This is a genomic window from Bacteroides sp. RTP21281st1_H5_RTP21281_210402 (assembly GCF_040918965.1).
Classification (GTDB): domain Bacteria; phylum Bacteroidota; class Bacteroidia; order Bacteroidales; family Bacteroidaceae; genus Bacteroides; species Bacteroides congonensis.
Map to the genome: position 1 here is coordinate 209,320 of NZ_JBCOWR010000012.1, position 22,385 is coordinate 231,704.

Here is a 22,385-nt window from a genome sequence, read left to right on the forward strand (position 1 = left end):
TATAGACAGTTGAGTACCGTGAATTCGATATAAGTTTAAATGTAACTCACTCATATTGATAAGTTTTCGCAATTCTATTATTTTCCAATCTTCTCCGCCCAAGCTCTCTCCATTCCATAGAAATTAATCGCCTCACCGGCAGATTTACCGTCCAGTTCCTGTTGTTTCTGTTCAAAGAAAACTTTCCAACGCGGATAATACAAATCTTTCAAAAGACCACTCCATTCACGATGAGAATAATCATGCAAACCACCCTGATTGGAAGCGATGCTGTCTCCCCACACTGTGATTAACGCGGATGCATTCCATTCGTAGAGTTTCTTTTCTGCGTCGGTAGTACCTAAAGAACGTGCGGCAGCCAGCCAAGAAGATACGGAGAACTCTTTCCGGACAGACAATAAACTGTCTTGCGACAAGATGAGCTCAAGGAATTGCTGTGTCTGCTTCCGGAAATTCTCTTTGTCTTTACGGTCATAACTTTGGGAGATGTCTTCGAGCAATGCATTACCTTTATCTGTATTACTCTGACGTACGATATCCACCAGATCATATTCAAAGTTGTTGTTTCCTTTATACCGGTCGGCTACTGCAAGTAATAGATTGGCAGCCTTTGCCGTGGAATCGGGAGAATAGAAAAGTTTTGCCGATCCCCATGTCGATGTCCTGTCGAGGTGAAATCCCGGACGGGCACATAGCAAAGACTCAATAGTGCCTTCTCCCTGAATGTTTTTCGGGGCATTATAGACTGTATGTTGTAAGGTGCGCCAAGCTTCCGCCACTTCCGGCAGTACTTCACCACCATAACGGGCTTGCAGATATGCTTGCAGCCATTTGTCGGAAGAGAACCGCTGTTCACGCCAGGGCAACTCATAAAGAAGTTCAAACATCACCGGGTTGTTTTCTATTCCTTCGGGCACTGTACCTACCCCACGCATTGTTTTTCCATTGGCATGTGCGCGGGCATCGTAGTATCCGTTGACGAGTTGGTCCATCCGGCCATGCAAGCCCACATTTCCACCGAAGTTGAGCAACATACAATAAAGCCAGTCATGCTTGCCGAAACCTTTCTCCCGACACCACTCCGAATCAGGATCGCCCCATTGAGGACGTTTCTCGCTATATAAATCGAGCACTATCATATCGCCGGCATTCAAGGTATCAATCATCGCCGGACGTGGATTGACTTGCCAAGCCTGAATCACCCACACGGCTTCGGGATTCGCCTTTTTCATAGCTGCCATGATAGAGGTACCTGTTTTCGCCAAATCCACCCCTTCCGTATTGCCACCTTCATGGAAGGGATCCATGCTATAATAGTTGGCCTTTCCATAGAGTTTCTCCAACTCTTCATAGTACATAGCTGCAAAGGAATCGAAGTGTTCGTCTTCTGTGGAGAGGAAAGCCGGACGAGGGAATCCGCACCAGGTGCCCGGATCGGCAATCTGATAACCCAGTTTCTCACCGATGTTACGAGGAACCATTCCTGAGTATCCGGGAAATACAGGTTCGATGCCCAGTTCCCGCATACGGGATACGATCTTCTTTTGAAGTGCTTCCTGTTGCCGATACCAATTGTCGGGGTTAGGGCCACCCCACCCTTCCAAATTATTCATCTGCCACCAAGCCATAAAGGCGGGACCGGAAATGAATTTATTAATCTCTTCCGTGGTATATCCCACCCGTTTCAAGAGGTTATACCATACCACTTCCATCCCTGTGACACTCAAAGGCATATTGATTCCGTGCATGGCCATCCAGTCGATTTCTTTCTCCCAACGTGCCCAATCCCAAAAGGCTGTAGAGTAGGAATAGGTGCAATAGTTCAGATAGTAACGGTGCTTCATATCCGTCTTCTGACGGATATTCTCCGTGGGAAGAGGCAATGCTTCCGGTAACTTTTGCGTTGGATTATTCCAGGAAAGGTGGATGCCCGCCACATACTTCAAATACCAGTTTAATCCCGTTGCCAATGACAGGTCAGAATTTCCGGTTATCAGGACTTTGCCGTCTTTGGGAGTTATCTCAAAATAGTCTTCAGACAGATTATCCTGTTGCGGTATCACCTGAAAAAGAATCCGATCTTTCGAAGTTCCTTCCGTTACACGCTCCGCCAAAGAATTTACAGGCAACTGCTTAGGCCGGCAGCTACAAAACAAAGTCACTCCAATTAATAAGGTTATCAAAATACGTATGTTCATAATCGTGTTTTTTTAGATTTGCCAAAGATAGCAAATAGAAATCATATTTCTCATCTCATGTACATTTTTAATCTATGAAACAAGTAAATCAATGAAACAAGAAGAATTGCGGACGACCATATACATTTATCTCTTTTACCTTCCCTGACAAGAAAGAACCTTTACGGACTTTGAAACGAAGAGCTGATATTTTATAGATTTCCTTTAAGTCAATAATGATACAGTGTGGCTGTCCGGATTCCGTTGCCGGATCAGTATGCCAGAATGAAGAAATATCCCCGTCGAACAAGTTCTCCACCACGCCCAGATTCTTATCTGCCTGCTCGCTGCTTACATAAACAACTTCCCATTTGGTCTTATCAACCGGTTGCCCCTTGTCATCCAACAAGTCAACTTCCGAGATGCATGCCTGGTTGTCTTTCGTATATGAAGAAAGTGTTTCAATGCAGAAATGGCGCAAAGTGCTCACAACCGGCAAATCAAATTGCTGCCAGTCGTTCGTCTCCGTTAAGGTGGTTTTCAGCAAAATATCTCCTTCTTCCAGAATCGGACTGCCTGTCTGGTTGCGTAGCTGTTTCTCCGGCTTGTTTTTATCCACGCCCAAACTGTCAAGGATCGGTTTATCCAATCCCCGTAAACTCCTCTTTCCCGTATCTTCCATTTCGAAAACAACAATCTCATTCTCGCCTGTTTTCAGCCAGGGAGCAGGTATATAGAGGGTCTGTTGAGGGCCGACATTCCAGAAACGTCCCAACGATTTACCGTTTACCCAAACAGCCCCTTTACCCCACTGGCTCATATCGACAAAGCAATCGCCTTCTTTTTCTATCATGAACGTTCCCCTGTGAAATGCCGGAACGCCTTTGATTTCTTTTCCGAAAGCCAGAGAAGATACCTCTTCTTTATAAAGTGGAAGCGGGGTGATAGACCAGCCTGTCAATTTTTCATTTCCCCAAAGCACCTGACTTGTAATCCCTTTACGGTTAAAAAGGATATCGGGGCCATAATTGACACGTCCGGTATTTTCAACCAGAATTTCGAGCGTAGCGGGAACTTTATGAATGTCCAGTGTCGTGCTGTTCTGATTATAACGGCGGTCAAGACTGGACACTTGTCTGCCGTCTATCAGGATAACGGCATAATCACGCAAATCCTGAATAATCAGCTTCTGTTTTCCCGGTGTATTGATTGTAGTCTGATAGTGGATATATCCGAAATCGGCTCCCACGTCTTCCATTGACAGTACCTCTTCCGATTGTGTAGTCTGATGAAAAGCGGTAGTCAAAGGAGCACTTTCCTTTAATTCGACTGTAGCGAAAGTGGTGGTCGGATTATCGGCAGGCACTTCCGGCAATACAGTCCCCTCGGGCAGGTATTTCTGAATCACTTCTCTGAATGCATGATATTTCGGATAGCAGTTACCCCATTCTCCAAGCGGAGCGTCATAATCGTAACTGGTAGGTTGGGGACGGAATCCTCCGCTAGTATTAGCACCGTTTATGTACCAGAAATTTGTTCCCCCGTGGAACATATACATGCTGACAGATACGCCATGGCTCAACATCCAATCCAATTGTTCGGCAGGACGCTCATAGGCAACGGATGAATGGCGTTTTCCCCATTCATCAAACCAGGCCGGATAAAACTCCGCCACAAAGTACGGCCCCCCCGGATGATATTTGTCTACAATCTTAAATATATCCTCGCCGAATACACCGTTCAAAGTAGGCAATGCACCGTCAATATGTCCGGCTTCCACTTGTCCGCCACCGTCACAGGTGAACAACGGAACATTGAATCCGGCTTCCTGAAGCATATCACGGATAGCCGTGAGGTATTCTTTATCTGCCGCATACGAACCGTATTCATTTTCTACCTGCACCATGATAATATTACCGCCATTGTTGATAGTCAGAGGGGACAATTGCTTGCCGAGTTCCTTGATATATCGCTCGCAATAGGACAAGAAACGCGGGTCTTTGCTGCGATAAACCAGATCCTTCTCTTTCAGAAGCCATGAAGGATAGCCGCCGAAATCCCATTCCGCACATACGTATGGGCCGGGACGAAGAATGACATACAAACCTTCTTCTTGTGCCGTACGGATAAATTCGGCAATATCCGCCTGCCCGCTGAAGTCAAACTCACCCGGCTGCCGTTCATGGAAATTCCAGAAGACGTAGGCAGAGACAGTGTTCAGCCCCATTGCACGTGCCCTGTGCAAACGGTCACGCCAATACTCGCGTGGAATACGGGGATAGTGCATTTCTCCGCAAATCAGTTGCACATCTTTCCCGTTGATATTAAAAGTGCCATTTTCTATTTTAACCTGTTCCGTGGGGGCGGAACAGGCAGAAATAAAAAATGATACAATTAAGTTAAGTATAATAAATACCTTATTTCGATTTTTATTCATCTTCATTCAAACTATATCATAAATATTAAATACTCCGGTCGGCCTCACTAAAGTTTATCCGTCCGACCGGAGTATTCATCAATCTTTATCAGAATGTAACCTCACCAAAAATATTCACGGCATACTTTCCTGCATCATCATACCAATGAGTCAGTTTCTCTGTCAGAGCAAACTTTATGGCATAAACCGGATTGTATTTCAAATCGTCAACTTTCTCCGGCATCCAGATTCCTACCTTATATGTCCCGCTCAATCCGGCAGCCGTACTTCCTTTTATGGAATACTCCGCCGCCTTATTCGGTTCTTCATTGGTAGAAGGAATCCAGTTTTTCGGCTCTACATCCAGTTTTATCTCTTTTACCACCTGACCGTCACCGGAAACAAGCACTAAATAAACCTCTTTCGGGTTAATCACCGTAGCAAATCCTGTATTGGTTATCGTCAGGTCATATTCCAGATTACCATCCTTTGCCTCTACTTTCGATTCACTTTGGAGATTCAGACGATAGCCCAAATGGTCGCGCACAAATTCATAGAATGAACGGACTACGTCATTGCCTTCGGCATCCTTAAAGTAACTCTCATCAAAGAGAATGTTATTATCATTCAATAAAGACGGATATACTTTCACTTGCTTCCAGCTCATGATATTCAAAGCAAAATTCTGTGTCACATCAAAAGCCGAATAACGGTGCTCACGCAAAATACGCAATGACTTCATCGGAGTAATCAGTGCGGACAATCCCCATTCAGTATCTTCATCATAAGGGATTTCACCACTCATATAGAAGTTATTCGCTTTTACTTCTTCTGTTATCTGCTTATAATCATCCGTATTAGGAACAAAATCATTGCCCGGTGCGTGAGAATGTTCACCGGCCGTAAAATAATCGTTCGCATAACCGATACGTCCGCGATATTCTTCTTGCTCCAATGTCAGTGCTTTCTTATGGTTCGGATAACGCATTTCTACACAATACGGAACAGGCAAAGCCCTTAGCAACGCACTGACAATTGCATTTTTTGCATCCTGATCATTCACCAACGGAGACGTATGCCACTCTCCCCAAGCACCGATAAAACCAACTTGCACCGTAGCGATCTGACCGATATATTCATTCAACAAAGGAGTCAGTTGTTCAATATGTCTGAGAATCCATTGTTTGGATTCACCACCGGAAGTATTCAATCCCGCATGATTGTATGCGAAACGAAGGATTGCCTTATATCCCTGCGCTTTCATCAACTCAAACACCTTGCGGATATTATTCAAAGCCTCATCGTCAAGGTCTTTACTCACCCACTTTGTTAAATAGATATATTGCTGTACAAGAGTCAGATCATCACCTTTCGCATCGAACTGCTCTATTTTCTTCGTATATAAGTCCTCACCGTAGACCTCATATTCATTATACGGACTCTTCATCTCATCGGCAAGTAGATTGCATTCCAAATGAAATCCTCTATCGGGATTTCTCAATGGATCGATATGCATGATTTTACCTACAACTTCCGGAGTTTCCGGTTCATTCGTACCCTCTTCCTCTCCATACTGTCCTGCATACACATCTATCGTATCAGAGCAAAAGCTACACATAATACCTAATAATAAGGTAGATAATAGGGTCATAGTTTTCTTTATATTGATTAACATGATTGATATACTTTTAATTTTCACCTGATTAATTTTCATTGAAGATAAAACGTGCAGGAGCTCCCGTTGTCCAGGGAGTCCACAATGTCGCCCCTCCGTCATGAAGCATACATCCATGCTCCGCATTATCAGTCACCAACAAATAACAATATTGCGTGGTATGATTATTAACATTCGGTTCCACCCACTGACCGGAAGCGCACAAATTGAATTTCCAGTCATTCAGATGAGCCTGCCCTTTCACTGACTCATAATATTCAGGGTCTTTCAATACATTCCATTGCCCTTCGGCCATCCCAGCTTCGATAAACAGAGTCTTATATTCCTGCATAGTCGGTAGACGCCATCCTGCAGGAGCTATCCTGTCGCGAATGTCATAATGATAATGAACTCCGTATGCTTTCACCCTTCCTTCTCCAAGGGATGCCGGTGTATCCTTATAGTTATTTGCTTCAATGTCGGTTCCGTCAGGATACTTGGTCGTCCGCAGATTATCCGCCAGCCAAACCAGTGAGGTCCCGTCACTATAAGGAATACGTGCCACACGATAGGTTATTTTCTCATCACCGCGAACGTCAATGAAGCGCATCATTTCCGTCATATTCAATACTCCGGAAGAACGTGACACCAGTTGTCCGCCGTCAGTCTTCACATTCCAGTATATAGTGTTGGATGTCCAACGTTTGATAGAAAGTTCATCGAGTAATGTCTGAAGTTCTTCGTGCGTCAGAGAGGATTTGCCTTTTACGACACCTATACTTTGCTCGGCCACAGTCTGTTTCATTTCAGGATCAAGTGACAGACAGAGCGAATACGAAGTTGATTCCGGCCTTCCTTCCGTATCCCATTCAAACTGTACGGCAGTTTCCGGTTTATCTTCAGCCAAAGCAATCTCTGTCATATCCTCAGGCAGCAACAATTTGGTAGACATACGTTTTACATGAATCGTGCGTACATCTGAAGCGGCAGCCGTAGTATTTCCCGTCTCTTTGACAGTCCAATATAATAGCGCTTCCTGACCGGCTTTTATTCCTAACCGGGAGAAATATTGATCGGCAGCCAATACGGACATGGTAAAAGAAGTCGATTTACCTGCATCGACCTTCACCGGATTTTTAAAGTCTCTTGTAGCACAAAGAATTAGTTTTGCACCTTTCTCCAAAGACTTATCCCAAGAGAAGTTATATTCATCAGTTGATAAATCATTCAAATCAATAGTCGTTCCATCCTGAGGCGCACTCAGATAAATATCCGACATGGGAACAATCACATTATACTTGTCATCTTTGCATCCGGCAAGTAACAAAATACCTACCAGACTATATAATAAATGTTTCATAATACTATCCATTTTTTAATAACCGGGGTTTTGAACTATAAGACCTTGTCCTTCAGTAATCAAATGAGTAGGCAACGGGAACTTCTCATATTTATATTGCCCGTCCACTTTCGTTTCGATTTTACCTGTCGGCTGACCGGCAAATCTTGCTTTGGCAAGTGCCGCTTCTATGAATTTGCCATGGCGGATCAAATCCTGTCTACGTACACCTTCAAAATAGAACTCATGCCCACGCTCTTCCAACAACTTGTCCAGGAAATCATCTACGGAAGCGAAATCACTCAATTGATAAGCTTTCAGTCCTCCATGGGTTACACGTACCTGATTCAATAAACCAACCGCTTCTTGGGTGATACTATTTCCATTGCGGACAATTGCTTCCGAAAGCAAGGTCAATACGTCAGCATAACGGTAGATTGGCATATCTATTTCACACAGCTCTCCTATCACTCCTTCGATTTTATACTTCACCGGGATTGCGCCATAAAAGAGTACACCAGTTGTCCCCCCGTCACGGTCGGTAGCCCGACTATGATACACACCTTCCGTACCGGTATACTCGCCGATAATTCTTTCCCGTCTTTTATCTTTAGGATCAAATGATTCGTAGGCAGGCCATGATATTTTGTATCCTCCCCATGCCGTCACTGCCATTCCGGCTGGAACAGGATAATCAGATGTCAATACGTGTGCAAACCATTTTTGCTCCATTACACCAGCTTCAGCTACACAAGAAAAGATGACTTCCGAATTCTTTTCTCCGGATAGAGAAAACAAAGAATGATAATCGTTTACCAGTTTATAACCGTATTCTGATTTGGTCAGTTCACGTCCTATTTTCTCCGCTTCGTCCCACTGCCTGGTCATCATATAAAACTTCAACAACAGTGTGTTGGCAAGCCCTTTCGTGAAACGTCCGTAATCCGTATCTTCATATTTATAAGGTAATATGTCAGCCGCTTCCTTCAGATTAGTAACAATGTATTCACGCATCGCTTCTTCAGACAAGCGGGGGATGACAATCTCCGCTTCCGGTTTCTGCAACGTTTCCAAATCGGCAATAGGTATCGGACCATACATGTCATACATCAGGAAAGCAAGAAAGCCGCGTCCGCATTTCAACTCTGCCATATAACGCGCTTTCAGTGTTTCATCCATATTTACATTCTTGATACGTTCCATCGTCAGCGTCATGGAAGCCAAGTATTGGGAGTAGTCATACACGCGGCGGTAATCTCCGTCGATGTGCCAGTCGTTGGCTTCGTATGAATTGTATACGGTAGTCCATCCCCATGTATTCTCCACATAATCGGTCACCATTTCCGAAGTCGTCACATAACCTGCCGCCACTTCAAAAATCCCCCACGGGGAGAACACGTGATAGGCGCTCGCATTGACCAGCGCATTTACATCTTCAGCGTTTTGCGGGAACATTCCCGGGTTTATTTTATTGTAGACTTCTTGTTCCAACGTACAAGACGAAACAAGAAACAAGAGTGTTGCTATTGCTGTATAAATTATCCTTTTCATATTTACAACTTATTAGAAAGAGATTGATACACCGAAATTATAAGAAGTCACATTCGGATATGCGAATGTTCCGTTATCCGTTTCAGGATCCAGACCTGTCCAGTTGGTAATCACAAACGGATTGTTCACATCTACGTATACCCGAAGATTGTTCACGAACTTTTGACTGATCGGCACTTTATATCCCAATGTTATACTTCCGCAACGAACATAATAGATAGATTTCACATAATAATCGCCCCAACCGTTTCCACCTCTTACATAAGTAGGATCTGTAGCAGAAAGGTTGTTGCTGTTGAATGCTTTCAATGCATAAGTAGAAACGTTGATGCCGTTATCCATGCGTGTCCATCCTTCGTAATAGCTGGTTCCGCGCTTCCTGCCCGCTTCACCGTAGAAGTAAATATTCAGGTCGAAGTTTTTGTAGCGGAACGAGTTGTTCAGACCATAAATGATTTTCGGGTCGCCATTACCCATATACACTTTATCTTCATCTCCCAATACACCGTTTCCATCTTGGTCTTTCAGTTTCATCATACCCGGTACCAAGTCTTTTTGTGCTTCGGGAGCCTTTTCGCCCGGTTGCAGGATGCCGATTGCTTCATATTCCCACCACGCACGTATCGGGTCGTCTTCTTTCTCATAAGCTCTCGGTTTCCAGTTCGGGTCGCGTTTCAGCCAACGGTCATTATAATGTGACAAGGTCAATGTGGTATCCCACTCAAAATCTTTTGTAACAATATTCACTGTATTCAGAGTGATTTCCACACCCTGACTTTGCGTGGCTCCTATATTTCCGGCGATTTTGTTTATCTCGTTATAGAAAGGCAATGGCTTGTCCGTTCGGAGCAGGTCTGTTATCTTACGTTTGAAGTATTCGGCTGCCAACTTGAAGCGGTTGTTGAATATTCCGAAGTCCACTCCGAGGTTAAATTCCGTCGTTGTCTCCCATGTAATGCTTTTGTTTCCCAAATCCGAAGCATATACTCCCGTCGACTCCGCTCCGCCTATAATAGAGTTCTTGCCTACCTCATAATAGTCATAAATACGATAACCGACGTTGGAATTACCAGTTTGCCCATAAGAAGCTCTCAACTTCAACATAGAGAGCCACTTGGAAGCCCCTTTCATAAAGTTTTCTTCGCTAATCATCCAACCTGCCGATACAGAAGGAAAATATCCCCAACGGTTTTCCGGTGCAAAATTGGATGCGGCATCGGCACGTAACGTAGCTTCGAGCAAATACCTTCCCTGATAAGAGTAGTTGGCACGGGCAAACAGCGAAGCAATACTATTGATAGAAGCCCATGAACCTACGGAAGGTTTCTTGTAATTGCCCGAACCTAAGCTATTGTAACCAAACCCGTCTACCAAAAAATCCGAATTGCCGGCACTAAAACCATCATTCTTAAATTTCTGGAACGAATAGCCACCGATCACTTTCACATTATGTTCGCCGAAACTCTTCGCATATTGGGCTGTCAACTCCATCAGATAAGTAGTGTTGGTCGATTGCGAAATATCCGCTCTTCCGTTCTTATTGGCTCCTTGCAAAGTTGTTTTAGGCAAGTAGCTGGAACGTTTCTGAAAACTGCGGTCGGCCCCTAATTGCAGTTTCACTTCCAGTTCTTTCAAAGGTTTCACTGAGACGAATGCCGAACCCATCAAACGGTCTTTCACCGTATTGTCTTGTATTTCCAACAACGATACCGGATTGGCTACAAACGGTCGTTTTGGATCGATATAATAGTTTCCTTCCGCATCATAAATAGGAATAGTGGGATTGGATTGAATGGCACCGGTCAGCACGCCGGAATATTCATTCTGTCCATCGCCCAAGGGAACATTATCGTATCTGTTCTGTGTGTATGTGGCAGTCAATCCGAAAGAAACGTATTCATTCAGTTCCTGATCCAAATTCAAACGAGCGGAAAAACGGCTAACGCCATTATTCTTCACAATACCTTCTTGATCCATATAGTTGACGGAAGCCAGATAACGGGTTTTCTCCGTACCGCCATTCACGGAAAGATTGTGTTGCTGCGTATAACCGTTGCGCATCACTGCATCCAACCAATCGGTACCGCTTGCCAACAAAATTTCGTCATTATTGAAAGCCGGTTTATATTGAGTCGGTTTTTCCGGCTTCGCCACGTATCCTTCGTAAATGCCCATACCGTTCAGCTTCATCCATTCTTCATACTGCTGTTTGTTGTACATATCCATGTACATACGAGTATCAAGCATCTTGTAATTGGAACGTGCCACCTGCACAGAACCCATCCCCGAATAAGTCACCCTAGGTTTCTGGCTCTTACCGCGCTTGGTAGTAATCAGAACAACTCCGTGACCGGCACGTGCTCCATAAATGGCTGTAGAAGCAGCATCTTTCAAAACAGAAATCGATTCGATATCATCCGGGTTCAAAGACTCCAACACATTATCAATATTGCCGGATTCATAATAACCATTGCCTGAATCTAAGTTACCCGAAGAAGAAACAGGAAACCCGTCGATAACAAACAAAGGGTCGTTGCCCGCTCCAGTGGAAGCCTCGCCACGGATACGAAACTTGGCCTCACCGCCCGGCTGTGCGGAAACTTGATTCACACGGAATCCTGCCGCTTTACCTGCCAATGCACGAGATACATTCGGTACGGTATTCATTTCCACATCTCCCATATTTACCATAGAAACAGCACCGGTCAATGTCTTCTTGCTCTGCGTGCCATACCCCACTACCACCACTTCATCCAGTTGCTTGGAATCTTCCTGTAAAGTGATTTTTATATTCTTGCCGGGTTGCACGGTAACAGTCTGCGGTTGATAACCGATATAGGAAATATCCAATTGTGCTTTCGATGATGAAACGGAGAACTTGAAGTTACCGTCAATATCCGTAATCGTTCCGTTTCCCTGCACTCCTTTTTCCAATACACTAGCTCCAATTATCGGCTCACCGTGAGCGTCCAGCACCATACCCGATACCGTTACTTTCTTTTCCTGCTGCGGTGACTGCACCTCAACAGACAATATAATTTTCTTATCCAACACTGAATATTTCACATTCGTACCGGCAAAGACTTCTTGTAATACATTAAAAATATTACTTTTATCAGCCGAGACGGACACACGGCGATTCAAATCAACATGCTTGTTGTTGAAGAAGAAGTCAAAGTCCGACTGTGCTTCAATCTCTTTCAGAATATCCTCTACACGCTGATTGCGGACATCGATACTAATCATAGCCTTCTGAGCGTAACTATCGGCCGCATAGCTTAGTCCGATAGAATATACCAGGAATAAAACCAATAGTCTCATAAATAATGGGATTTTTTTTGAGGTTAGCCAAAGCGACTTTACCACCCATAAAAATTGGATGCTAAAATAATTTTGCATAAATTTGTGATGACTTAAAGTTAATAAAAAGTTTATCTAGGCTTGTCGCCAAACAAGCTCAAAAAGATTTACCGATTTTCATACGGGAAGATACGCCAATATCATCCCGTATGTTTTTTGTTTAAGGGGGTCTGTCTTTCATTGCATTTCTGTATTAAGGTTATTCAATCAATATATTTCTATCTTGCTCTTTTCATCTGTTATATCTGGGGAATCAAGATAACGCCAACGGATTTGAGAAGAAAGCTGGAAGTATTCAAGAATGCGTTCCAGGCGTTGGTTGGTGAATGTACCTGTAAAGGAGTCTCCTTTCAGCCTGTTGTTTTTAATGATAAATTCTACGTTATACCGTTTCTCCAACATTCGCAGCCCCTCTTCCAGGGGAGTGTTTCTGAATATAATCTTCCCTTCTTTCCAGGCTATTTCCGATTCGCCCGAAGTGGCATAAAGTTGTACTTTACTGTCTTTCGAGTCATAGACCAGTTTTTGGCCGGGAGCCATTAGTACTTTCTTCGAAGCATTATCGCATTTGTAGATAAAACCGATTTTCCCTTCTACCAATGTAGCTGAAACTCTATTTTCTTTTTCGTAAGCTTCTACATTGAAGTGAGTTCCCAGTACTTCTATCTGCGACTGATGGGAAGTGGAAACGATGAACTTCTTTTCCGGATTCCTGGCTACTTCAAAATAAGCTTCTCCCTGCAAATTTACGTTTCGCGTATCTCCGTCGAAGCGTGAGGGATAACTTAATGTAGATTCTGAATTCAGGAAAACGAGTGTGCCGTCGGGTAATGTCAATGAGGTCATCATTCCGGGATTGGTCTTTATCTCCATCATTTGTGCCAATTCTTTTCCGCCGTCTCCCCAATGTTGCACCATCAAAGTAACGAGGAGTGGAATGAACAGAACTGCTGCCGCACGTTGTGCCCATTCCCACCACATCGTTTTCTTCTTACCTGTCATCCTGCTTTTTACCCTTGACAATGCCTTCTCCGTATCAACTTTCTTCATTACATGAATGGTGTCCGTAGCCAGATAAAGCGCATGAATCTGTTTTGCCGTCCGTCGATTCTCTTCCGATTCATCTATCCAAGTTTCGACCAGCAGACGTTCTGCTTCCGTCACTTGTCCTTCACAATAACGGGGAAGCAGTTCTTCTATCTTATTTTTATCAATATTATCCATATGCTGTTTTTATTGCCTTTTATTATAAGACAAGGGAGAAGCGGAAGACTCCTAAACTAAAAACCATTTTTTTTCAGAAAATCTTTGTTTTCTCATAAAAAAGCTATATTTGCAGTTGAAATACAGGACTAATACATGAAAGAAACCTATCAATCAGACAATGATTTTCTATTATCAGCCGTTCAACGCGGAGATCAGAAAGCGTTCGATACACTGTTTCGGAGATATTATCCGATGCTGTGCGCTTATGGTCATCGGTTTGTTGACTTGGAAGATGCAGAAGAAATCGTGGAAGATTCTCTTTTATGGATTTGGGAAAACCGGGAAACACTGGTTATCGAGTCTTCTCTTAATTCCTATCTCTTCAAGATGGTGTACCGCAGAGCGTTAAACAAACTTGCGCATATCGACGCCACCCAACGGGCCGATACACGCTTCTACGAAGAAATGCAGGAAATGCTGCAAGATACAGACTACTATCAGGTTGAAGAGCTCACCAGACGGATTGAGGGAGCTGTCGCAGCACTACCCGAAAGTTATCGGGAAGCTTTCGTGATGCACCGATTCCGGGATATGAGCTACAAAGAAATTGCGGAAACACTGGGGGTATCTCCCAAAACAATAGATTACCGTATCCAGCAGGCGTTAAAACAACTGCGTACAGATTTAAAGGATTATCTTCCGTTACTACTACCACTCTTATTTCCTTGAAGCAGGCTGATTATATAAGTTCTCTGCCGGACATTGTCTTGTCTACTACTACCTGTCTCTCAAAGTATTAATGAATAACCTTCATTGTATTAAGGGTAAACTTGCTTTCCCTTAATACCAAACTTCATCTTGACCTAACGCAAACTATAAATGCAACTTCTGATTATATAATTGCAAGTTTTGTTTTTATAAACGCAAGTTGCATTTATAAAAACAAAGCTTGCAATTATAGTTTGGGATAAAGCAAAAACAACTTTGCCATTAAAGGAAAAGAAGTTTGCATCAGGGAGACAATAACTTATCTATTAATAGCTTATGGGAAAGTAAAGGGTATCTGGCAAGTGGAATACCATGATTTCACTTGCCAGACACTTATGAGATAAACAAACTTGCTGATTTTATTCTTTCCGATAAGGCAGAGTAAACCAAAAAGTTGAACCTTTGCCTTCTTCGGAGTCCACTCCTATTTCTCCACCCAAGCGTTCAACAATCGTATGGCAGATGGAAAGTCCCAGTCCCGTGCCTTGTATGAAAGGATTGTATTTCACAAACCGTTCGAACACATGAGCACACTGTTCATGCGACATTCCACAACCTGTGTCCGACACATAAAAATAAATCATTCCGTTATCCTCCATACGATATCCCATACAGATACTTCCCGCTTGAGTAAATTTTATCGCGTTGATTGCAAAATTAGAAAGCAATTGCATCAGACGGTTCTTATCTATATAAAAGACACATTCCGGTAAACGCTCCGTAAATGTGAAAGTTACGGCATTACTTTTCAAACGTAACTGCATGCTCTGTTCGATTTCTGTCAGCGTCTGATTCACGTCAATTAATGAAGGACAGAAATCAAACGTTCCGGCTTCGATCTTCGACAAGTCCAGAATATCATTAATCAATTGGAGCAACAGGTCTGTATTGGTTTCGATGATATCCGCATATTCACGCATCTCCGCACGGTCTTCTATTTCGGGAAGCATGTTTGAGAAACCGACAATCGCATTTAATGGCGTACGTATTTCGTGGCTCATATTAGCCAGGAAAGCAGACTTTAGCTGATTGGCCTGCTCTGCCTTTTCCATAGCTTCATGCAGGCGGCTGTATGCTTTCCGGAGAATACGGATATAATAGGTAATGGCAGCGACCAAGATAAACAAGATGATAAAACCGGAAAGGATTTCTACACGGTATTGCTGGAAAAAAGTCTTGGGTTCATTGATGTAGACAGCATCCTTCGGATAACGGAACGAAGGGATATTATAAGATTTCAATACCGGATAACAAAGGTAAGCTTTTCCTTCCCCACCTACTCTGCCCGGGATATTCCGCGCCTGCTCTCCTTTTAAGACATGTTCAAGGGTTTCTAACAAAGCGTCACAGAAAGATTCTGTTGAGACATAATAGCCACCGGCATAAGTATTGTTCGACAGGTCTTCGGGAGAAAGCAGGAACAGGGGAGACGGAATGAAATTGGTGATAATCTCCTGAATATGGTCGAAAAGGTAGTTGTTATCGTTTTCGTTGTGCGATTCAAACCATGAATAATAAATGATTCCAGTATTCGGTTTATAACTGCGTAAAGTATCCAACAGCATTTCTGTCGACAAGTGTGTGGTAGAAAGAAGATCCAGTTTCAAGTCAGGGAAGTTTTTCTCCACCGCCTCTTTTACATCTCCACGGGTTTCCTCGCTGATATATCTGTCGTCCGAGATAAATGCCAGACGTTCCATATCAGGTATCAGTTGATAAATCAGGTCAATCGTTTCCTTTGCATAATAATGCTGCTTTAAAATTGTGATATTATATCCCCGTCTCCATTCTTCACCGGGAACGCTGTTCGCTTCCGTCAGTGGAGCATGAGACAACAGAACATCCAGGGATGCAGGCAGACGGTCGCGGGCATTTGTCACAATCACCGGGACATCTTTCCAAACGTCATCAAACAGTTCATGGCAGACAATCCATCCCGGATCTCCAATCAGCACAACGGCAGTGGGCGGCATCGGATACTTCCGGCACAAATGGTCGACTACGGCATTCGCTTCCATTTCGTTCGCCAAAGCAGGTACACTAAGTGATTCCGCCTTAGCGGATATACCTTTTTCCTGAAGGGCATCGTGCACATACCAATAGAAGTGTTTTGCCCATGGAAGATTGAAATTAATGGAGTTCAGTACCAATACTTCTTTATTTGAGCTTTCACCCCGAGCCGATACGGGGGACAAGGTTCCTTCGATAATAAGGAATAATACGAGAAATGAAATAATCCGCATCGTCTGTTTCATTTGCGATGTACTGTAAATAATATTAGTGGAAGCAAAGGTAGCATTAATTTCTTCTTCCAAAAAAGAAAGGCATCCCAAATCTAATTGAGATGCCTTATATTACATAAAATTAAGTATCAAAGAATTATGCTTTCTTCAAAGCGGCAATGCTTTCTTTCAAAGACTTGATGATACTTTCAGCGTCCGCCTGTTTCTTACGTTCCATTTCGAGAACGGCTGCCGGAGCATTGTTTACAAACTTCTCATTACTAAGTTTCTTCAATACGCCTTGCAAGAAACCTTCTTTGTGTTTCAATTCGGCTTCCATACGGACGATTTCCGCTTCCACATCAATCATATTGCCCAATGGAACGGCAAATTCTGTTGTTCCGATCATGAAAGAAGCGGCACCTTCCGACTTGCTTTCCACCACTGTAAGAGAAGATAGGTTACACATCTTGATGATAACCGGATTCATGTTCTCTACCGGATGATTGCCTACAACCTGCAATTCAAGCTGTTCCTTCATGGCGATATTCTTCTGCAAACGGATGCTACGAATATTACTGATAATTTCCTTAGCTACTTCAAACTCTTGCAGGAATTTCTCATTCACTTCATTCGGCTCAAACATTTGAGTCACCATCAGACTGGCACCCGGTTTGCGTTCACGCAGTTGTTGCCACAATTCTTCTGTGATAAACGGCATGAAAGGATGCAACATTTCGAGCAGACGCTCGAAAGAGCTAAGAACCATGTCGTAAATAAAGCCATTGACAGGCTGACCGTAAGCAGGTTTCACAACCTCCAGCAACCAGGAAGAGAATTCATCCCAGAACAGTTTGTAAACCAACATCAATGCTTCGCTCAAACGATATTTGGAGAAGAGATCCGCCACTTCAACTGCTGCCGCATCCAGCCTTTGGTCAAACCATTGAACTGCCAAATGTGCATCGGCAGGAATCTCAATAGTACCTTTGGCATTTGTCCATCCTTTTATCAGACGGAAAGCATTCCATATCTTGTTGCAGAAGTTACGTCCCTGTTCGCAAAGTGCGTCGTCAAAAAGGATGTCGTTTCCGGCAGGTGCCGAAAGCATCATACCCATACGTACACCGTCAGCACCGTACTTCTCGATCAGTTCCAATGGATCGGGAGAGTTACCGAGCGATTTGGACATCTTACGTCCCAGTTTATCACGAACGATACCTGTGAAATAAACATTCTTGAACGGCATCTGTCCTTCGTATTCATAACCTGCCATAATCATGCGGGCTACCCAGAAGAAAATAATGTCCGGGCCTGTCACGAGGTCACTCGTCGGATAGTAATATTTGATTTCTTCATTCCCCGGGTTGTTGATTCCATCGAACAAAGAGATAGGCCACAGCCAAGAAGAGAACCAGGTATCCAGGCAGTCTTCATCCTGACGGAGGTCATCCATTGTCAGAGCTGCGTTGCCGGTCTTTTCCTTAGCTTTCGCCAATGCTTCCTCGGGAGTAGTGGCTACTACATAGCCACCTTCCGGCAGGAAGTAGGCAGGAATACGATGTCCCCACCACAACTGACGGCTGATACACCAGTCCTTGATGTTCTCCATCCAGTGACGGTACGTGTTCTTATATTTTGCCGGATAGAACTTCAGGTCGTCGTTCATTACAGGCGGCAATGCCATATCCGCAAAGTGTTGCATCTTGAGGAACCACTGCATAGACAGTTTCGGTTCAATCACAACATTGGTACGTTCCGAATATCCTACCTTATTCGTATAGTCTTCCGTCTTTTCCAACAAGCCGGCAGTTTCAAGGTCTTTCTCAATCTGCTTACGGACATCGAAACGATCCATACCGATATACATGCCGGCGGCTTCGCTCAATGTACCGTTATCATTGAAGATGTCGATACTAGGCAGATTGTACTTTTCGCCCAACATATAGTCGTTTACGTCATGAGCCGGAGTCACTTTCAGGCAACCTGTACCAAACTCGATATCTACATAATCATCTTCAATCACCGGTATTGCGCGGTTTACCAACGGAACGATTACTTTCTTTCCTTTCAGCCATGCATTCTTCGGGTCGTTCGGGTTGATACACATTGCCGTGTCACCCATGATTGTTTCGGGACGGGTGGTTGCTACTACTGCATATCGGCCTTCCGCATCACCTTCCACTTTGTAACGGAGATAATACAGTTTTCCGTGCTCTTCCTTGTAGATTACTTCTTCGTCAGAAAGAGCGGTCAATGCTTTCGGATCCCAGTTCACCATGCGGACACCGCGATAGATCAATCCTTTATTGAACAGGTCTACAAATACTTTAAGTACACTTTCACTACGTTTCTCGTCCATAGTGAATGCTGTACGATCCCAGTCGCAGGATGCACCGAGTTTGCGAAGCTGTTTCAGAATGATGCCACCGTGCTCGTCTGTCCAGTCCCAAGCATGTTTCAGAAATTCGTCGCGGGTCAGGTCGGTCTTCTTGATGCCTTGGGCAGCAAGTTTATTTACGACTTTCGCTTCAGTGGCGATGGAAGCATGGTCAGTTCCTGGCACCCAGCAGGCATTCTTGCCTTCCATACGTGCACGACGAACTAAAATATCCTGGATGGTATTATTAAGCATGTGTCCCATGTGCAACACACCAGTGACGTTAGGGGGCGGAATGACGATGGTGTAAGGTTCACGACCATCGGGTTTCGAACTGAATAAATGATTGTCCAGCCAATACTGGTACCACTTTCCCTCCACGTCAGCGGGATTGTACTTACTTGCTAATTCCATATTGTTTTATGTATATGATAGATTGTATATTCAAAAATAACGGGTGCAAAATTAATAATTTAAATTCAAATCTTGCCACCCTCAGGCTGATTCTGTGCGCGGAAAGAGAATTTATATCCTTCGTAAACAGCGAATCCGTAGAATAATGCTGTCATGGATGCCACATTTTCCAGCATGATAGTAAATATCTCTCCATAATCCACTCCTGTCAAGGCTTCCCAGAATGACACTTCATAATCCCTGGAAATATACCCGATAATAGAGAAGAAATCTCCCAGCACACAACTAATCAGAGCCAATGCAGCACCCAAGATTCCAAAGATTGGACGTATCCCCTTTCCCCGGCGCATGGCAAAACCCACAAAGAATCCGATAGCGATGGCCATATATCCAATTTGATAACCGGTAGATACCGAAATCAATCCCCATGCCACTGCCCCTATAAGAGCCGCAGCAACTCCGCACATCAAACCTTTAGGCAGATTCTCTTCGGCAAGCAGCTCTTCTCTTGTCATATATACCGGAAAATCTTCCGGCTTTGGGGGAGCCCACTTTTCCAGTTCTTCGTCGTTTTCGAAGTTCTCGCATTCTTCTTCAAAATCGGGAAGTTCCCTAGTCCGATTACAAACTAATCCCTTTTCATTCACGAAATCGCGCGACAGGCAATTCCGGCAATATTTTTCAATTTCTTCTGTTGTAGCCATCTTTTATCCGGTTTATGCTGAATAATTTTCTCTATCAGATTGATTATAAAGTCTGTATTAACAGATTTTTTGCAAATATAGAGGTATTTTTTCGCGTAACGTCTATTAAATGCATATTTTTGTTGACCAAAATCTGAATGAATGATGAAACGGCGGTTGAAAAACAGACATATAGTATTGGGAGTATTGCTGCTTTTAGTGTGGATGACACAGTTGATTCCCGCTTTGGCAACCGTATATTCCCGTACGGTCTATCCCCTTATTTCTTATGCATTATCGGGCATCTCCAATTTATTCCCTTTTGCGGTAGGAGATCTTTTCATTTTCGTTAGTATCACAGGGGTTATTGTTTATCCTTTTTACGGTCGTTTCCGTAAGATATTGCCTTGGAAGAGAGTTTTATTACACGACGGAGAATACCTGTTATGGGTCTATGTGTGGTTCTATCTTGCCTGGGGACTCAATTATTCCCAAAAGAACTTTTATCAGCGGACTGAAATTCCTTATACGGCCTATACACCGGAGAATTTCAAAGGGTTCGTGAATGATTATATCACGCAACTCAATCGTTCCTACACTCCGGTCAACAGCATCAATCAGGATTTAGTGTGTGAAGAAACCGTACGAATCTATAATCAGTTGAGCGATAGTCTCGGTGTGCACCGCCCGCCACACGAATTCCCCAAAGTTAAGACCATGCTGTTTACCCCGTTTATCTCAATGGTGGGTGTGACCGGCAGCATGGGGCCTTTCTTCTGTGAGTTTACTTTGAACGGGGATTTGCTTCCCGCCAATTATCCGGCTACTTATGCTCACGAACTGGCGCATCTGCTGGGTATCACAAGTGAAGCGGAAGCCAATTTCTATGCTTATCAAGTCTGTACCCGTTCCAAAGCGATGGGGATTCGTTTCTCCGGTTATTTCTCGGTGCTCGGCTATGTACTACGGAATGCGCAAAGCCTGCTTTCAGAAGAAGAATACACACAACTTTTCAGCCGTATCCGACCGGAAATCATTGAACTGGCAAAAGAGAATCAAGCGTATTGGGCAGCCAAATACAGTCCGGTGGTGGGAGCTGTACAGGATTGGATATATGATCTTTATCTGAAAGGAAATAAGATAGAGAGTGGTCGGCAGAACTATTCGGAAGTAGTGGGGCTGCTGATTTCTTATCGGGAGTGGAAAAACAAATAAGAGAAACTGCACTATGGAAGTGCATAAAATAGTAACTTTGTGCACTTTTATAGTGCACTATTTATAAAATCAAAAAAGACAGATTTATGTTACATACCAGACAAGAACAGATGGAAGCCTTCGGACGCTTCCTGGATATTCTCGACGAACTGCGCGTTAAATGCCCCTGGGATCGCAAACAGACGAATGAAAGTCTGCGTCCCAATACGATAGAAGAGACTTATGAACTTTGCGACGCGTTGATGAGAGATGACAAAAAGGATATTTGCAAAGAATTGGGAGACGTATTGCTGCACGTTGCTTTCTACGCCAAGATAGGTTCGGAAACAGGGGATTTCGATATCAAAGATGTTTGCGACAAGCTGTGCGACAAACTGATTTTCCGTCATCCCCACGTATTCGGAGAAGTAAAGGCGGAAACGGCAGGACAGGTATCCGAAAACTGGGAACAGTTGAAACTTAGAGAAAAAGATGGCAATAAGAGCGTGTTAAGCGGTGTTCCCGCTGCCCTACCCTCACTTATCAAGGCGTATCGTATGCAGGACAAAGCCCGCAACGTAGGCTTCGACTGGGAAGAACGCGAACAGGTTTGGGACAAGGTGAAGGAAGAAATCGGGGAATTTCAGGAAGAGGTAGCCAACATGGATAAGGATAAGGCGGAAGCCGAATTCGGAGATGTCATGTTCAGCCTTATCAATGCGGCACGCCTTTATAAGATTAATCCCGATAATGCACTGGAACGTACTAATCAGAAATTTATCCGCCGCTTTCATTATCTGGAAGAACATACCATCAAAGAGGGAAAGAACCTGAAAGACATGACTCTTGAAGAGATGGATGCCATTTGGAATGAAGCAAAGAAAAAAGGATTGTAGACTGCAATAATACCCGATTCTTACAGACCACAACAAAGAGAAAAAACAAAGAGGTTGTGTCAAAACGCTGACACAGCCTTTTTTTATGCGCAAAGCCCAGACTTTCTCAAGCCCGGGCTTTGTTA

13 protein-coding genes are annotated in these 22,385 nt (G+C 43.7%); 3 read left to right on the plus strand and 10 right to left on the minus strand.

Features of this window, described 5'->3' with window-relative positions; translation table 11 throughout:
- Window positions 1-77: 77 nt before the first annotated feature.
- From AB5443_RS17805 to AB5443_RS17835, 7 genes are all read right to left on the minus strand, one after another.
- Entirely contained in the window at window positions 78-2,198 is a 2,121-nt protein-coding gene (locus tag AB5443_RS17805; RefSeq protein WP_368113781.1) for an alpha-N-acetylglucosaminidase, read from the minus strand.
- A gap of 88 nt (window positions 2,199-2,286) precedes the next feature.
- Window positions 2,287-4,614, minus strand: a complete 2,328-nt coding sequence (locus AB5443_RS17810; protein WP_368113780.1) for a beta-galactosidase — start codon at window positions 4,612-4,614, stop codon at window positions 2,287-2,289.
- An 88-nt stretch (window positions 4,615-4,702) separates the two neighbouring features.
- Window positions 4,703-6,268: a DUF4874 domain-containing protein gene (locus AB5443_RS17815; RefSeq protein ID WP_195663054.1), complete on the minus strand. Its 1,566-nt coding sequence runs from the start codon at window positions 6,266-6,268 to the stop codon at window positions 4,703-4,705.
- A gap of 28 nt (window positions 6,269-6,296) precedes the next feature.
- Window positions 6,297-7,607, minus strand: a complete 1,311-nt coding sequence (locus AB5443_RS17820) for a SusE domain-containing protein (protein WP_368113778.1) — start codon at window positions 7,605-7,607, stop codon at window positions 6,297-6,299.
- A gap of 15 nt (window positions 7,608-7,622) precedes the next feature.
- Window positions 7,623-9,137 carry a RagB/SusD family nutrient uptake outer membrane protein gene (locus AB5443_RS17825; protein ID WP_368113776.1) on the minus strand — a complete coding sequence of 505 codons (1,515 nt, stop codon included), beginning with the start codon at window positions 9,135-9,137 and terminating at the stop codon, window positions 7,623-7,625.
- Between the two features lie 12 nt (window positions 9,138-9,149).
- Window positions 9,150-12,536, minus strand: coding sequence for a TonB-dependent receptor (locus tag AB5443_RS17830; protein ID WP_368113775.1), 3,387 nt, complete (start codon window positions 12,534-12,536; stop codon window positions 9,150-9,152).
- Window positions 12,537-12,704: 168 nt separating this feature from the next.
- Complete coding sequence (locus AB5443_RS17835) at window positions 12,705-13,721, minus strand: FecR domain-containing protein (RefSeq protein WP_368113774.1); 1,017 nt, start codon at window positions 13,719-13,721, stop codon at window positions 12,705-12,707.
- Between the two features lie 135 nt (window positions 13,722-13,856).
- Here AB5443_RS17835 and AB5443_RS17840 point away from each other — a divergent pair, with 135 nt between their 5' ends.
- Window positions 13,857-14,432, plus strand: coding sequence for an RNA polymerase sigma-70 factor (locus AB5443_RS17840; protein WP_044653496.1), 576 nt, complete (start codon window positions 13,857-13,859; stop codon window positions 14,430-14,432).
- Between the two features lie 398 nt (window positions 14,433-14,830).
- Here the strand turns inward: AB5443_RS17840 and AB5443_RS17845 are convergent, their stop codons facing one another.
- The 3 genes from AB5443_RS17845 to AB5443_RS17855 all read right to left on the minus strand — a co-directional run bounded on the left by AB5443_RS17845 (window position 14,831) and on the right by AB5443_RS17855 (window position 20,191).
- On the minus strand, window positions 14,831-16,726 hold the full coding sequence (locus tag AB5443_RS17845) for an ATP-binding protein (RefSeq protein WP_368113772.1): 1,896 nt from the start codon (window positions 16,724-16,726) through the stop codon (window positions 14,831-14,833).
- A 124-nt stretch (window positions 16,727-16,850) separates the two neighbouring features.
- Window positions 16,851-19,487, minus strand: a complete 2,637-nt coding sequence (locus tag AB5443_RS17850; protein WP_368113771.1) for a valine--tRNA ligase — start codon at window positions 19,485-19,487, stop codon at window positions 16,851-16,853.
- 65 nt (window positions 19,488-19,552) lie between these two features.
- The gene (locus tag AB5443_RS17855; protein WP_022137679.1) at window positions 19,553-20,191 is read right to left on the minus strand and encodes a hypothetical protein; all 639 of its coding nucleotides are present in this window, start codon (window positions 20,189-20,191) and stop codon (window positions 19,553-19,555) included.
- 141 nt (window positions 20,192-20,332) lie between these two features.
- Between AB5443_RS17855 and AB5443_RS17860 the strand changes: the two genes are divergently transcribed.
- Together AB5443_RS17860 and mazG are read left to right on the plus strand one after the other, a co-directional pair.
- Window positions 20,333-21,385, plus strand: coding sequence for a DUF3810 domain-containing protein (locus tag AB5443_RS17860; RefSeq protein ID WP_368113769.1), 1,053 nt, complete (start codon window positions 20,333-20,335; stop codon window positions 21,383-21,385).
- Window positions 21,386-21,471: 86 nt separating this feature from the next.
- Window positions 21,472-22,260, plus strand: a complete 789-nt coding sequence (gene mazG, locus AB5443_RS17865; protein WP_368113768.1) for a nucleoside triphosphate pyrophosphohydrolase — start codon at window positions 21,472-21,474, stop codon at window positions 22,258-22,260.
- Window positions 22,261-22,385 lie beyond the last annotated feature (125 nt).